This is a genomic window from Virgibacillus ainsalahensis (assembly GCF_055380755.1).
The window spans coordinates 2,521,185-2,536,529 of record NZ_AP043943.1 but is presented as its reverse complement, the minus strand read 5'-3'; the positions used below and the strand labels follow the sequence as shown (position 1 = coordinate 2,536,529).

General features: G+C 39.3%; 16 protein-coding genes. 11 read left to right on the top strand and 5 right to left on the bottom strand.

What is annotated here, in order from left to right:
- Positions 1 to 55 precede the first annotated feature (55 nt).
- Positions 56 to 292: a YhdB family protein gene (locus ACZ427_RS12410; RefSeq protein ID WP_461178867.1), complete on the bottom strand. Its 237-nt coding sequence runs from the start codon at positions 290 to 292 to the stop codon at positions 56 to 58.
- A gap of 166 nt (positions 293 to 458) precedes the next feature.
- Here ACZ427_RS12410 and ACZ427_RS12405 point away from each other — a divergent pair, with 166 nt between their 5' ends.
- The 5 genes from ACZ427_RS12405 to ACZ427_RS12385 all read left to right on the top strand — a co-directional run bounded on the left by ACZ427_RS12405 (position 459) and on the right by ACZ427_RS12385 (position 4,603).
- Entirely contained in the window at positions 459 to 1,130 is a 672-nt protein-coding gene (locus tag ACZ427_RS12405; RefSeq protein ID WP_461178866.1) for a YhcN/YlaJ family sporulation lipoprotein, read from the top strand.
- Positions 1,131 to 1,298: 168 nt separating this feature from the next.
- Complete coding sequence (locus ACZ427_RS12400; RefSeq protein ID WP_461178865.1) at positions 1,299 to 1,760, top strand: S-ribosylhomocysteine lyase; 462 nt, start codon at positions 1,299 to 1,301, stop codon at positions 1,758 to 1,760.
- Between the two features lie 399 nt (positions 1,761 to 2,159).
- Positions 2,160 to 3,533, top strand: a complete 1,374-nt coding sequence (locus tag ACZ427_RS12395) for a dipeptidase (protein WP_461178864.1) — start codon at positions 2,160 to 2,162, stop codon at positions 3,531 to 3,533.
- Positions 3,534 to 3,630: 97 nt separating this feature from the next.
- Positions 3,631 to 4,386 carry a (S)-benzoin forming benzil reductase gene (locus ACZ427_RS12390; protein WP_461178863.1) on the top strand — a complete coding sequence of 252 codons (756 nt, stop codon included), beginning with the start codon at positions 3,631 to 3,633 and terminating at the stop codon, positions 4,384 to 4,386.
- Between the two features lie 91 nt (positions 4,387 to 4,477).
- Positions 4,478 to 4,603: a YjcZ family sporulation protein gene (locus tag ACZ427_RS12385; protein WP_461178862.1), complete on the top strand. Its 126-nt coding sequence runs from the start codon at positions 4,478 to 4,480 to the stop codon at positions 4,601 to 4,603.
- A 39-nt stretch (positions 4,604 to 4,642) separates the two neighbouring features.
- On the opposite strand, the gene ACZ427_RS12380 is transcribed toward ACZ427_RS12385, so the two are convergent.
- Together ACZ427_RS12380 and ACZ427_RS12375 are read right to left on the bottom strand one after the other, a co-directional pair.
- A complete protein-coding gene (locus tag ACZ427_RS12380) occupies positions 4,643 to 6,283 on the bottom strand; it encodes a putative ABC transporter permease subunit (RefSeq protein ID WP_461178861.1) in 1,641 nt (546 codons plus the stop codon).
- Positions 6,276 to 7,001, bottom strand: coding sequence for an ABC transporter ATP-binding protein (locus ACZ427_RS12375; RefSeq protein WP_461178860.1), 726 nt, complete (start codon positions 6,999 to 7,001; stop codon positions 6,276 to 6,278). The genes ACZ427_RS12380 and ACZ427_RS12375 overlap by 8 nt, the downstream gene beginning before the upstream one ends.
- Before the next feature lie 140 nt (positions 7,002 to 7,141).
- Between ACZ427_RS12375 and map the strand changes: the two genes are divergently transcribed.
- Entirely contained in the window at positions 7,142 to 7,894 is a 753-nt protein-coding gene (gene map / locus ACZ427_RS12370; RefSeq protein ID WP_461178859.1) for a type I methionyl aminopeptidase, read from the top strand.
- A gap of 27 nt (positions 7,895 to 7,921) precedes the next feature.
- Entirely contained in the window at positions 7,922 to 8,686 is a 765-nt protein-coding gene (locus ACZ427_RS12365) for a cobalamin-binding protein (protein WP_461178858.1), read from the top strand.
- A gap of 829 nt (positions 8,687 to 9,515) precedes the next feature.
- Here ACZ427_RS12365 and nhaC read toward each other — a convergent pair.
- Positions 9,516 to 10,880 (bottom strand): Na+/H+ antiporter NhaC, encoded by a 1,365-nt coding sequence (gene nhaC / locus ACZ427_RS12360; protein ID WP_461178857.1) that lies wholly within the window; start codon positions 10,878 to 10,880, stop codon positions 9,516 to 9,518.
- Positions 10,881 to 11,203: 323 nt separating this feature from the next.
- Between nhaC and ACZ427_RS12355 the strand changes: the two genes are divergently transcribed.
- A complete protein-coding gene (locus ACZ427_RS12355) occupies positions 11,204 to 11,935 on the top strand; it encodes an AzlC family ABC transporter permease (protein ID WP_461178856.1) in 732 nt (243 codons plus the stop codon).
- Positions 11,932 to 12,225, top strand: a complete 294-nt coding sequence (locus ACZ427_RS12350; RefSeq protein ID WP_461178855.1) for an AzlD domain-containing protein — start codon at positions 11,932 to 11,934, stop codon at positions 12,223 to 12,225. The genes ACZ427_RS12355 and ACZ427_RS12350 overlap by 4 nt, the downstream gene beginning before the upstream one ends.
- 32 nt (positions 12,226 to 12,257) lie before the next feature.
- Here the strand turns inward: ACZ427_RS12350 and ACZ427_RS12345 are convergent, their stop codons facing one another.
- Entirely contained in the window at positions 12,258 to 13,127 is an 870-nt protein-coding gene (locus tag ACZ427_RS12345) for a cation diffusion facilitator family transporter (RefSeq protein ID WP_461178854.1), read from the bottom strand.
- A 227-nt stretch (positions 13,128 to 13,354) separates the two neighbouring features.
- On the opposite strand from ACZ427_RS12345, the gene ACZ427_RS12340 reads away from it, so the two are divergent.
- Positions 13,355 to 13,591 (top strand): IDEAL domain-containing protein, encoded by a 237-nt coding sequence (locus ACZ427_RS12340; protein ID WP_461178853.1) that lies wholly within the window; start codon positions 13,355 to 13,357, stop codon positions 13,589 to 13,591.
- A 118-nt stretch (positions 13,592 to 13,709) separates the two neighbouring features.
- Positions 13,710 to 15,014, top strand: a complete 1,305-nt coding sequence (locus tag ACZ427_RS12335) for an MFS transporter (RefSeq protein WP_461178852.1) — start codon at positions 13,710 to 13,712, stop codon at positions 15,012 to 15,014.
- Positions 15,015 to 15,345 lie beyond the last annotated feature (331 nt).

The following is a 15,345-nucleotide window of genomic DNA, read 5'->3' as shown; positions in this document are numbered from 1 at the left end:
GTGCAATTTAGAAGCTTTGCAATAAGTCAGTTAAAGTAAAACTGCCACCAGTTGTTTACACTTCTATGGCAGTAACTGGTTCGTATTTCATCGCATGGTCTATATAGTAAAGAAGGTTGTCGTGGCTATTCATTATTTTGCTTTCGTCTAATGAATAATGGTAAGCATTCAGGAACAGCTGAATTTTTTTGGATAACATATCATCATTCGTACGAACCATAAGCACAAGCAGATCATCCCATTGGCCCCAAAGTGTATAGTAAAGAGCCTTGTCATAATCCGGAATATTCATATTTTCCCTCCTCAAATGTAAGGGTATTAATTATGTTGCCCGTAATTTATATATATTGTCTTAAACAAAAATGGTTTCTCTGCCAAAAATAGGCTTTCATCATAAAAGCATAATAAATTAGCTCTGTTACATACTAAAGGTAAATATGTTAAGGAGGTAAAAATCAATGAAATGGAAACTTTTTAGTGTTTTAACAGTGTTTATTTTAATGCTTGCCGCATGTGGAACTGATGGAGACAATCAGGAAGGCCAAGGCGACAATCCGAATGTGGAACCGACAAGATATAATAATAATACAGGTGAACGCATAAATGATGATCGTGACTATAATATGAGAAGGTCTTCAGAACGGGCACAGGACCGGGATGATAACAACAATGACAATAATAATGGCCAAAGCCGTTATGAAGTTGCAGAAGAGGCAGCTGACAGGATAACAGAAAAAATAGATGAAATTGACAACGCTTATGTGTTAACTACAGATAATAACGCTTATGTTGCAGCCGGGTTGGACAATGATAATGAGGGGAACAGGGATCAAGAAAACCGCGAAAATGGCAATATCACAAACAACACCAATAACAATGCAAATAACAATGGAAATAACACCGGCAACCGTGATCATGGAGAAGAATTAACCGAGGAAGTGAAAGAAGAAATATCTAACCTTGTAAAAGAAGTGGATAATGACATTGATAATGTGTACATTTCGACAAACCCAGATTTTGTTGATTTAACAAATAATTATGTTGATGATGTAGATAATGGAAGACCAGTCGAAGGGTTCTTTCAACAATTTGGAAATATGGTTGAACGATTATTCCCGCAAAACCGATAAATTAATCATTAATTTAAAAAAGTATTTAACCGGGTGATTCCATTTATAAATGAAATCACCCGTTTGTTTTGCAAAATAGTTTTGTAATGAACCATTTTGATGTAACATTTAAACAGAAGAGATTTTGTCTGGCTACTTGTAGTCAATAAAAAATAAGGAGCGGGTAATATGGCAAACAAAATGAATGTTGAAAGTTTCAATTTGGATCATACAAAAGTAAAAGCACCGTATGTAAGATTGGTTGGCGTAACAGAGGGAGCTAATGGAGATAAGGTATATAAATATGATATCCGTTTTAAACAGCCGAATAAAGCACATATGGAAATGGCTGGATTGCATTCCATCGAACATTTAATGGCAGAAAACATCCGCAATCATATGGATAATGTATTAGATATTAGCCCAATGGGATGTCAAACTGGGTTTTATTTAGCAATAATAAATAACGATAATTATGATGAAGTACTGGATACATTGGAAAAAACATTGAATGATGTCCTGGAAGCTGATGAAGTGCCGGCATGCAATGAAGTGCAATGTGGATGGGCAGCTAATCACAGTTTGAAGGGTGCAAAAGAAATTGCCCGGGAAATGTTAGAACATCGTAATGAATGGACGGAAGTCTTTTAAAAAGTTGAAATAATTGATACTATTCTGTTTAATATAATTAACAAAAACGCTTGGAAACCAAGCGTTTTTTAATAGATAAGAATTTATAAATATTTGGCAGTATATTATTACCTCGGCAGTTAAATTCCCTCGGGCCAGTTAAAGTGGACAACCACGCCTAGGGTCTCTGGTCACTCATCGGATTGATGAACGACCGAACGCAGAGGAAAAGCTGTCATCCGGTCACTTATCGGATTGATGAACGACGGAACGCGGAGGAAGAGCCTTTATTCTGTCACTCATCGGGATGATGAACGACCGAACGCAGAGGAAGTATGTTATCAGCCTTGGTAGCGGGCTGTCCTTTTTACTTTGTGTTATGCTAAAATAAAATGAACATTAACAAGGAGGAGTCATAATATGAGTGAAAAAGCATTAGCTTATTTGAAGGAAAACCGGAAAAACTTACTGGAAAAGTTAAATGCGTTTTTGTCTATTCCAAGTGTTAGCACGGACAGTGTACATAAAAAAGATGTCCATGCTGCAGCTGATTTTATTACTACATATTTAAAAGAGATTAATTTTGAAAATATCGAAAAACAGGAAACAGCAGGGCATCCACTTATTTATGCGGAATATAATGGAGCAGGGCCTGAAGCACCGACTGTTTTATTTTATGGACATTATGATGTGCAGCCGGTAGATCCGATTGACCAATGGGATAGTGATCCATTCCGTCCGGAAGTAAGGGATGGTCGTTTGTATGCGCGTGGTTCCAGTGATGATAAAGGACAGGTGTTTATGCATCTCGCTGTTTTTGAGGCATATATGAAAACAGAAGGTAAGCTTCCGCTTAATGTGAAGGTGTGTATTGAAGGAGAAGAGGAAATTGGCAGCGAGAATTTATATGATATCCTCCATGAGAAAAAGGAACAATTCCATGCTGATTTTGCTGTGATTTCGGACTCCGGCATGGTTGCAGAAAACCAGCCAACGATTCTATATGGCCTCAAAGGTTTCACAGGAATTGAAATCAATGTCACGGGACCTGACCATGATTTGCATTCCGGCATGTATGGCGGGGCTATTAGAAACCCGATTATGGCATTGAGCCATATCCTCACGTCCATGAAAAATGAGAATGAAGTGGTCACTGTTGACGGATTCTATGATGATGTGGATGCACTGACAGATAAAGAACGGAAATTAATCGAACAAGTAGAGGGAGAAAATTTCACAGAAGCGACCGGTGCCCCTGAAACTGCTTCTGAACAAGGCTATACAGCAAAAGAACATACACAGACCCGTCCGACATTTGAAATCAACGGTATTTATGGAGGGTATCAAGGGGAGGGGACGAAAACGATCATTCCTTCTACAGCGACTGCAAAAATTACATGTCGCTTGGTACCGGGACAGGATCCTGAAAAAGTTCAGCAGCAGCTTGAAGATCATGTGAAAAGTTCTTGTCCGTCTGGTGTAACAGTCGAAGTGAAAAAAGAAAAACTATCCGCAAAAGCGTATAAGGTAGAACCAAACCATCCATTAATTGAAAAAGCGGCAAACAGTTACACAAAAGCTTTTGGCAAGGAAACCGTATATGTCAGAATGGGCGGATCCATCCCTGTTGTGGAATGGATCGAAGCAATTTATGACATCCCAATCGTTTTATTGGGATTCGGCACACCTGGGGACAGACTCCATTCGCCAAATGAAAGTTTTCCTTTAGACAGTTTTGACAAGGGAATGGAAACATTGGTTTATTATTGGGATGAAGTTACCAATGCAAAATAGATATACTTTTCTGTATGTAATGGATTCTTCGTTTTCTTTCATAAGAATCGGGGTATCCTTATGTAATGATATTTATTAAAAAGGGGGGGGTTAGCGAATGAAATATGCAGTAATTACAGGAATTTCGAAAGGACTCGGTGAATCAGTCGCAAAATTGTTTCTGGAGACTGGAGTCAATGTAGTCGGGATTTCTCGAAACAATAATGATAGCCTGTCAAAGCTTGCTGAAGAAAATAATATGGCTTACCATCACTTTTCTTGTGATTTGGGGGATACTTCTGCTTTAGAAGAAACAATTCAAGGTATCACTGAGATAATTTTTACGGAAGAACTTACGACTTTTTATCTTGTCAATAATGCAGGAGTTGTGGAGCCTGTTGATCAAGCGATGCATATAAAAAGTGAAAATCTCTTAAAGCATTTCCAAGTGAATTCGATAGCTCCAATGGTATTGATGAATTCGTTTTTGAAGAAGGCTTCAGAAAGTGGAGTACCTTTGTTTGGGGTGAATGTTACTTCAGGTGCAGCAGAAAGACCAACGTATGGATGGAGCGCATACTGCAGCTCTAAAGCCAGTGTCAATATATATACACAGACTGTTGCTTTGGAGCAGGAGGAATTGAACACGGAAAATAAGGTGGTTGCATTCAGTCCAGGTATTATGGATACAGAGATGCAGAAGCAAATACGCTCAAGTTCCAAAGAGGAATTTGTTGATGTGGAAACATTTAAAAACTATAAAGAAAACAATATACTAAAAAGTACAGAGGCTGTTGGTGGAGTACTCGTCGACATTCTGACTGATGAGGGAATTATAAATGGTAAAATTTATAATGTGCGGGATTATTTATAAAAATTCATAAGTTTATCTGTGCATACGCCCTTCCCAAATTTTCCGTTGGGCATAGAGTATATTAGTCCAGGAAATTGAGGAGGGAAAGATAATGAGTGAAGCAAAATCAGGATATAGCTCCGGCTTCGCGCTGTTAGTCGTTCTGTTTATTCTATTAATTATCATCGGTACCGCTTATACAGGCGGTTATGGTGGCGGCTATGGCGGTTATTATTAAGTAATAAAAAAGATGCAGCGATTTTGGCTGCATCTTTTTCTATAACTGCTGTTGCTCGTTTGTACTGATTTTTTTCTTAAATAGTTTCTGCAAAAGAAGTTGCGAAATCAACATACAGGTGAATAAGATAAATGTACTGGAAAATAAACCTTGTAATGTATCAATATTCCATAAAATCAGTACAATGAAACCAAGTATGCCTACAGAGAACAGAAGTGAAAATAATCCGGTTAATTTTTTAAAAACCTCCTGTTCATCTGTCCAGTTCAATTTGGGCTCAAGGAAGTCGAGATAGGTGCCCAGTGTACTTATGAACCAGTTAGCGGTCAAAACAAGAATCAACCATAGGAAGACAGTGACACCAGTAATTTTCAGGAAAAGAGTCAAAATCAGAAAAGCCAGCAAAATCATAAATAAATTGACGACCCATGCTGTGGCAATTTTACTGAAAAACACTTGTCTGATATCAAGAGGGAGAAATAAATTAGCTTGCCAGCTTTTCCCCTCACGTGAAATAGAAGTGGTAGCTGTAGCATTCACTCCCAGCATAAATACGGTTATGATGAATAGGACAAGGATGCTTTGTTTATCTGAAAATACATCCATCACTCCTGATAGAGAATTATTTCCGAAATCAAGTAATAAAATAATCACAAGAAAAACAGGACCGAAGAAGCTTTGGATCACACATTGCATGAAAAAGGTTGGTGTTCGTAAAATAATGCGCAGTTCTTTTTGCATGTAAGATAACCAGATTGGACGTGTGGTTATCTGCTTATTGAGTTTCTTCTGAGACACCCTTCGTTTTCTTCCAGTACTTATTCCTAAGACACCTTTTAAGTAAAACAATTGCCCGCCCCAAAGGAAGAGAAAAAAAACTCCAATATGAACTGCAATCACTGAAATAAAAAAGAAGAACCCTAACCAGGATACCGGCTCTATTAGAGCAATTGTACTCATATAAGCGGGCGGATAAAAAGATGTAAGCAAACGTAATAAGCCATCGCTTTCCTGAATGAAGGCTGCAAAATCATAAAACACCTCATCCGTATTTGTATTCAACCGGACGAGCACATTAATAAAAATAATGAATGCCAATGAAAGAATACCTGCCGCCACTTTGGAACGGTCCTTATTCTTAGCAATATTGACAAATCGCATCACAATCATGATAAGAATGGATGAAATACTGAAAGGAATGATCGGCAACAGGAAAAAAAGAATCAGGCCAAAGGAATAATAAAAAACAGACGCACCACTAACCGTTCCATAAAAATAAAAAGCCGGTAAAAACACAGCACCTGCTGTTAGATATAAATAGATAAACGGCACAGTAGCTTTTCCAAGCAGCAACTGGTATGAATGAAAAGGAAACGGAATAAATGCTTCAATATCCTCGGCAAAGTAAAATGCGCTTACTACTGTGAAAATACTGACAAAGAATAGTAATAGATGAATACTTAAAAAAAGCAAACCTAATATTAGCGATTCCTGCCCGGCCGGCTGCAGCAGATCATGCATGGCGGTTACAGCATTCCTTACAAATGAAATGTATACAAACACCAGTGGCAGACAGAAAAAAGCGGCGATTACGTACAGCCATTGGTGAGAATTTTTCTTACCAGCTTTTGAATATTGCATTTTGAGGATCGTTTTCATCAAAAGCCATGTTTTATACATTATCTGTCAGCTCCAGGAATACCTTTTCCAGAGATTGATCGGACTGATACTTCTGGCGCATTTCATCCATATTTCCATAGAATAGAAGCTCACCTTTGTTAATGATTGCAACTTCATCACACAGCTGTTCAACAACTTCCAGGCCATGACTGGAAAAGAATACTGTATTTCCTTTATCAGCATGTTCCCGCATTATTTCCTTCAGTATGTAAGCAGATTTTGGGTCAAGCCCTGTGAGCGGTTCATCCAAAATCCAGATAGCAGGGTCATGGATAAGCACACCAGTAACGATGATTTTTTGTCGCATCCCATGGGAATACGTCTGAATATAATCATCAAGTGCATCATATATATTAAACTGCTTTGTCAGCTGTTCAATTCGGTCCTTCCGATTTTTTTTCGGGACTTGAAAGATATCAGCGATAAAATTTAAATACTCTATTCCTTTTAAACGGAGGAACATATCCGGTGCATCTGGAACATAGCCAAAAATTTCCTTTGCTTTCCGGGGGTTCTTTTCAATATCCACGTCGTTTAGTGTAATCGTTCCAGCATCAATCGGCAAAATTCCCGTCATCATTTTAATTGTCGTGGATTTGCCAGCACCATTTGGTCCGAGAAAACCAACAATCTTACCATCTGGTATCGTTAAATTAAGCGCGTTAATTGCTTTTACTCCACCAGAAAAAACTTTATCCACATTTTTGATTTCGATCATTTATTTCCCTCCGTCAAATGTCCGCTTGCTGAAACCAGTTTTGATTTATGGTAAACTTTATGTTGTAGTTTAACATGTATAACACGTATTTTAACATAAAATAAATGTATGTTGATGAATGAAAGAAAGGAATGAAACAGATGATTACAAGAAAAAGCAAAAGGGAAATTGAAAAAATGCAGGCAGCAGGAGATTTGCTTGCTTCTATTCATAAAGAAATTGCTAAAATGATCAAGCCTGGGATTACGACAATGGAAATCGACGCTTTCGCAGAATCATATATGAAAAAACATGGGGCAACAGCGGAACAGATAGGATACAATGGCTATCAGTATGCCACTTGTGCATCCATTAATGATGAAATATGCCACGGTTTTCCGCGTAAGGAGAAACTGGAGGATGGAGATATTGTGACCATCGATATGGTTGTTAACCTGGATGGAGGACTTGCAGATTCAGCATGGACCTATGCTGTAGGCAACGTGGATGAAAAAGGAAAACGTCTGATGGATGTAACGAAAACATCGCTGTATAAAGGTATCGAACAGGCTCAGCCGGGCAAACGTCTTGGCGATATCGGACACGCCATCCAGACATACGCAGAGGGAGAGGGTTTCGCCGTTGTACGCGATTTTACAGGTCATGGCATTGGACCTACACTTCATGAAGATCCACACATTCCACACTTTGGTTTACCAAACAAAGGACTTCGTTTGAAAGAGGGTATGGTGATTACAATCGAGCCAATGATTAATGAAATAAGCTGGCAAAGCCAGATGGATGATAACGGATGGACAGCAAGAACGGTTGATCAAGGCCGATCAGCCCAATATGAACATACCATCGTCATTACAAAAGACGGGCCACTACTGACTACTGACCAGGATAAATAATTTTATCGAATAGGATGGTGGAGCTTTATGCGCGTTGTTTCCATTTGCCCGAGTAATACAGAGATCGTGGACTACCTGGGGAAAATTGATGATTTAGTTGGTGTCGATAATTTTTCCGATTGGCCGGCATCTGTGTTGAATTTGCCAAAGGTAGGCCCTGATTTGTCGATTGATATGGATAAAGTTGCAGCATTGAAGCCTGATCTCGTTCTCGCTTCTTTGAGTGTTCCTGGTATGGAAAAAAATATCGAAGCACTTGATGAGAGGGAATTGCCATACATTATCTTAAATCCGAATTCTATCTCGGAAATAGCTGAGGACATTCAAACAGTTGCAAAAGCGATGGGATATTCGGACTTAGCGGATCAGAAGGCAAAGAAATTTCTCCATAACGTGGAAAATTTTCGCGGGAAAGCAACGAAACGGACGGAGCGGCCAAGACTTTACTGGGAATGGTGGCCAAAGCCAATTTTTACACCAGGAGCAGTTAATTGGTTAACGGAAATCAGTTCACTTGCTGGGGCTGAAAATGTTTTTGCAACCGAAAATGTGGCCAGTGTACGAACCGACTGGCAAGATGTAAAAGAACGAAATCCAGATCACATCTGTATGGTATGGGTTGGTGTGAAAGAGGAAAAGATGAACCCCGAAATAGTCAGAAAACGCCCCGGATGGGATAAGATGAAGGCGGTTCAGAATGACGCCATCCATGTATTGGAAGAATCTCTCTTTTGCAGGCCATCACCAAGATTACTTGAGGGTTTGCGAAAATTGGTCGACACGATTCATTAGAGCCTGAAAAAGTGATATTAGAAGATTATAAAACTGTTTTAATTCAAACTTATGTAGAAAGTTTAATACTTTTGTATGAAAACAACTGTTATTAGAACGGGAAAAATTATTCAGTATAACCACTATGAATCAAGATTACACCTTTTTTCTGATTGGCACTTTTAGTAAAATCTGTTGCTCTTTAACCTCGCTGTTGATATAAAAGACGACGTAAATTGAAATGAAGGTTGATGCTTGTACCCGCTACGGAAATACACTACGCTTTCCGCGGGCTCGCGCTGAGCCTCCTCGCTCGCAAAGAACGCTCGCTGTGGGGTCTCAGGCGTCTTCGCTTTCCCGCAGGAGTCTTCGTGTATTTCCTTCGCTGGTTAGCGCACTGCAACTTATCGCATTTATTTATTGTTTAATTTAAGTCACGTATAGTTATGCACTTTTAAGATAGTTGATTGGAGCGGAGGGCCGTTGACTCCTGCGGGAACAGCACGTGTCTGAAGACCCCGCAGAGTGGGTTCCTCGAGGAGGCTGAAGCCGTGCCCGCGGAAAGCAACGGTCCGCAGCGAAAATCACCCCGCAGTTACTTCGCCTTTTATATCTTTTGTATCAAAAGCAACAAATCTTTTCGGTGGGACGAGTAATCACAGTCCCAAGTCTTTTTGATGGGGCAACGCCTATGTGACAAACATCGTGTTGCCCGAGGATCACGGTCCCTCATGGAAAGTGGATTGTATTCAAACTACGGTTCACATAATAACAATCATTAAAGAAAAGAACCTTACAAAAACCAGGCTGTCGTTATTTCGACAACCTGGTTTTGTAAGGCTCTTATTTTTCAATTCCGCAACATTTTCCCACCAAATAGAACCGTTATTACCGGGCTTAACAGACAAAAGAAAGCAAATGGCAGATATGTCAGTACTGGTACTCCAAGAACATCAGCGATAAATACACCACATACACTCCATGGAACAAGCGGGTTGATTACCGTTCCGGCATCTTCCAACGTCCGAGATAATGCCTTTTTGGATAATCCTGATTTTTGATAGATACCTTTATACGTTTCGCCAGTCAGCATAATCGACAGATACTGTTCTCCAATTAGTACGTTTACGCCAACAGCAGTAGCGGCAGTAGAAAGAATGATGGATCTGACTTTGTGTAACTTTTCTTGAAAAGCAGTTAACATTGCAGGAATAATCCCGGTTACAAAAAGCAGTCCGCCAAAACCCAATGCCAGAATGACAAGTGATATGGTAAACAGCATACTGTTAATGCCACCTTTTGTTAACAGTTCATTCACTGGATCAAATGCTGTTGTTGCAGTGTATCCATTAAACCAGATATTCCATATTTCCGACCAGCCAAATCCACTCGTTATACGAGCAACAAATGTAGCCAATACACTGCTGATTGCAAGCGCAATAAATGCGGGGATTCGAAAAATGGTACAAATTATTAATACGATTAATGGCAGCCAGGAGGACCAATTAATTAATCCAGTTGATTCCAACGCAGTCAAATAGTCTCCACCTGCCTGGGACGGCAGAGCTTCACTTGGCGACAATATAACAAATAGTATAAAGGAAATGATAAATGCCGGAATTGTTGTCAGACTTATATGTTTAATATGGTCGAATAAATCAACGCCCACAATGGTGGAAGCAAGATTGGTTGTATCAGATAATGGTGACATTTTATCCCCAAAGAACGCTCCTGAAACAATGGCCCCTGCTGTAATCGCCATGGAAACATCCATGGCGTTTCCTATCCCGATAAAGGCCACTCCAATAGTGGCTGTCGATGTTAGAGAGCTTCCAAGCGATACACCAATAATTGCCGTAATAGCAAAAACGATTGCGTAGAACCAAGTTCCGCCAATAACTGAAAATCCTGTATTGATCAGTGCGGGTATTGTTCCACTAATCATCCAGCTACTAATTAATACACCGATTAAGAAGAACAGAAATACTGCACCCATACCGGATTTAGCTCCGTTTATCATTGCTTCCTGCAAATCACTAAATGAAATTTTTCTAACCAATCCATAGGCGATCAATATTAATATTCCAATAAGGATAGGGATATGTGGATCAGTTGCCAATCCGATTATAAAATAACTAATCAAACCTATAATCAATATAAAAAAGGTAATGGACTCACTTAATATTGGGTTATACTTTGGTTTTATAGGAAACATTATGTTTATCCTCCTTCTGTGAAAGAAAAAAGCTTCTGCCCCTAGAAATGGGGACGAAGCTTTTCTCCGTGTTCATACCCTGATTGCAGGACACTAAGATGTCCAACTATAATCCGTTTGTAATCCAGGAATGTCTATGTATTACACACTTCTAGACTTTCATCATAAATTTTAACGGTCATCCAAAATTTCTAAAGATTAATATCGAATATACACGGTATTGAACGGGAATGTCAATAGCACTTTTTAAGGTTAAAATCTTTTTAATAATGGAAATTTCATGTATAATAATTTGAATTGCAGATGATGGGGAGGGTGAATAAATGGGAGTGGATACTGCCGATAATCAGCGGGTCTCATTATCAGTACATATGATAAAAAAAGGCATTGCTACTGGTTTTCCGATTGCATTGGGTTATTTGCCTGTGGCGGTAACATATGGTGTTCTGGCAAAGCAGGCAGGTATGTCGTTGACTGAATTAACGTTAATGAGTGTCTTGGTTTATGCGGGAGCGGCACAGTTTATGGGAGCAAATATGATTGCTGTAGGTGCAGGTGCACTGGAAATAATAATTGCTACATTTGTGTTGAATTTCCGTCACTTTGTAATGAGTTTATCGTTTATGAATCGTTTACGTGGAATCAAGCTTAAATGGAAGGCACCTTTATCTCTCGGTCTGACTGACGAATCGTTTGCGGTAACTGCATTACATACAAAGGAAGCAAAAATGGAGAAAGGAGCTCTATTTTATACAGCAATCATTTTAACAGCTTATTTATCATGGATTTTCGGTTCCGTTCTTGGGGGCTTCCTGGGTGAAATTATCCCTGAAAAACTGAGCCAAAGTATGGGAATAGCATTATATGCGCTATTCATTGGTCTCCTGGTTCCCTCCGTGAAAAAAGAAATAAGAGTTGGCCTGATTGCGCTTATTGCAATGCTGATTAATGTAATATGTGTCGGGCTTGGCTTGAGCAGTGGATGGGCAATTGTAATTGCAACAGTCCTTGGCGGAATGAGTGGGGTCTGGTTGCTGAGGGAGGAAGAGGAATGATATTTTTCATTATTATCGGTATGTCTCTTGTAACCATGATTCCAAGAATCATTCCAGCATTCATTGTAGATAAATTACAATTTCGAGATTGGGTGAACCGCTGGCTTAACTCGATTCCATTTGCAGCATTGGGTGCACTTATTTTTCCAGCGATTTTAACGGTTATACCGGATAGACCGTATATTGGATTGATTGGTGGCCTTGTGGCTGTTGGACTGGCATATGTTGGTTTGAATATAGTGATTGTTGTCATTGGTGCAATTGTTACTGTTTTTCTTTTCTCCATATAACAGACTTAAACGATCAGGACGAACCCGGTTGTTTAAGTCTGGTATGGTTCAATATGAATATGTGCATACATAATGTCATGTTTTTCAGCAAGGTAATTTTCAATTCGTTCGGTTATATCATGGCTTTCCCGAACATTTAATGCAGGATCAACAAGAATGGTTAGCTCAATAAATTCCTGATTTCCTACAATACGCCCCTTTACATCAACAACCTCTTTTACTTCTGGAACCTTTGCGATGCTTGAACGAATCTTTTTTATTTTCTTTTCATCAAATCCATCTGTAAGTGTATGGGTGGCATCTTTGAAAATATCCCAGGCCGTTTTGCAAATTATAATCCCTACAATAAGACCTGCTAAAGGATCCAGCCAAAATAGTCCCAATTGTGCACCAATAATTCCAATGAATGCCCCTATACTCACTAGCGCATCTGAACGGTTATCCTGTGCAGCTGCATAAAGTGCACTGCTTTGTATCTTTCTTGAAAGCTTCAGGTTATACGCATAAACAGCGAACATAACAACAGCTCCTGAGAGAGCAACCCAGGCTGTCAGCATATCTGGCCGGGCCTCTGCACCTGTGAATAATTTTTGGATGGTATCAAAGACAACCTGTACACCAACGAACATCATAATAAATGCTGCAAATAATGTAGCAATCGTTTCGGCACGGTAATGGCCATAATGGTGGTCTTCATCCGGCGGTTTCCTGGAAATCTTCAAACCAATCAAAACGGCGATCGAGGCTATTATATCGGTCGCATTATTTAATCCATCAGCCCTCAATGCATCAGAGTTACCGATATAGGAAGTAATTAATTTTGCAGCTGCTAAAACAATATAGGCAATAATGCTGAGCCATGCACCTTTTTCGCCCATTTTTAAGTTATCTGCCCGATCCATGTACTTGCCGCCTCCTATTCATCTTATATAGTCTACCAAAGCTGTATGGTCCAGGTCTAGAAAAACATTAAGAATTCAATAATGGATAGAATTTTGGCAGGGACATTAGTATGGGAAAAATGTAGATAAATACTTAATGTAAAAAAAATTAAATAATTAAGTGTTTACAGTTGCAATTATTCCAAAAATTTAGGATAATGTAGAAAAGGAACAAGGGGGCATGTTCCATGAAGAAAGAGAAAATAGTATATCGGTACTTCCGGTATACCGGTAAAATGATTAAGGCAAAAAAAGAGGTTTCATTTGAGACCAGGCTGACAGCTCGTATGATATTGGATGAGGTATGCTTTAATTGGAACAAGGAACAGTTAAGTGCCGCTATTGACGAATCGATTAAGGAAGGAAATAAGCAGGAATTTATGAAGTTAAGTGAAGCATATAAAGATTATGTCTGGGAGCACTGACTCCGGATTAAAGAGCTTTACCGATTTGGTGAAGCTCTTTTATATATGAAAAGAGTCTGAATAAATGGTAAACAAAACAGAAAAGTTGGTATACTTCTAGTAAAGGAGGGGGAATCGAATGGAAAATAAGAAAAAAACACAACGAAGCTGGATGCTTTACGATTTTGGTAATTCAGCATTTGCAACGACAATCATGGCCGCTGTGCTGCCGGTGTTCTATTATGATGTTGCAGCTGTTGGGGCGAATCAGGACAATGCAGCAAGTTTATGGGGGTATTCGCAATCCATTGCCGTATTAATTGTAGCTGTATTGGCTCCTATTTTGGGTGCGATTAGTGATTATTCCGCCGCAAAAAAGAAATTCCTGCGTTTTTTTGCGTTTATGGGAATTATCGCAAGTATATTATTGGCATTTGTTGGTGAGGGAGATTACATATTAGCATCCGTTTTATTTATCGTGGGATCAATTGGATTTTCCGGGGCGAATATTTTTTATGATGGGTTTTTACCGGAAATTACGGATGGGGATGAAATAGATAAAGTATCTTCCGGCGGCTTTGCATATGGTTATGTTGGTGGCGGTTTGTTACTGGCAATAAATATCCTGATGATTTTAAATCCTGGATGGTTCGGTCTGCCGAATGCCACTGTTGCCAGTCAGTTATCCTTTGCTTCCGTCGGTGTGTGGTGGTTCATATTCTCCCTCCCGCTTCTCAAGAATATAAAGGAAGAAAAAAAGGCCGGCGCAAAACGGGATAAGTCTTACATTGCTATCGGATTTTCCAGAGTGAACAACACATTTAAAGAAATAAAACAATATAAGCAGGTATTAATTTTCCTGCTTGCATTTTGGCTGTATAATGATGGTATATCAACAATTATCAGAATGGCCACCATCTATGGAAGAGATGTCGGTATTGACGGGAATTCGTTGATTGTAGCCTTATTAATCACACAATTTGTCGGCATACCGTTTACTTTTTTCTTTGGCTGGCTTGCAACAAAAATCAAGGCGAAGAATGCGTTATATATCACACTTTACGCATATCTCGGGATTGTGATTTTAGGTTATTTTATGACTTCAGCACTTCATTTTTATATCCTTGCAATCTGTGTAGGTATGGTTCAGGGCGGTGCCCAGTCATTGAGCAGGTCCATATTCGGGCGAATGGTTCCCGGTAATAAACATGCTGAGTTCTTTGGCTTCTATGGGATATCATCGAAATTTGCAGCCATGTTTGGGCCGTTCCTATTTGCTTTCATTGGTCAGATAACCGGTTCAAGCAGATTGGGTATTTTTTCACTGATTTTCTTCTTTGTGATTGGCATCATTCTTTTGAGATTTGTTGATGTCGACAAGGGTGTAAGAGATGCACAAAGACAAACGAAATCTGCTGAAAAAGTAGTAATAAAGCCAGAATAACTTTAACCTGAAAAGAGGCAGGTGTATGAATAGTGAATAATCTTCGCAGGACAATGTTGAAAGTATTGCGGGTAGTAGGAGATATCAAATCAGTAAAAAACGGCACTTATGGTCAGCGTGTTGCACGAAGAGCCGGAAGAAGAACAACAAGATCATTAGTAAGAAAGCTCTTTAAATAAAGCATCCTTTTCATAAACTTTGTCGTGCTATAAACATCGCAGTTGATATAAAATACGACGTAACTGCTGGGTTGATCTCCGCTGTGGACCGTTGCATCCCTTAGGGGCACGGCTTCAGCCTCCTAGAGAAACCCACTCTGCGGGGTCTTCAG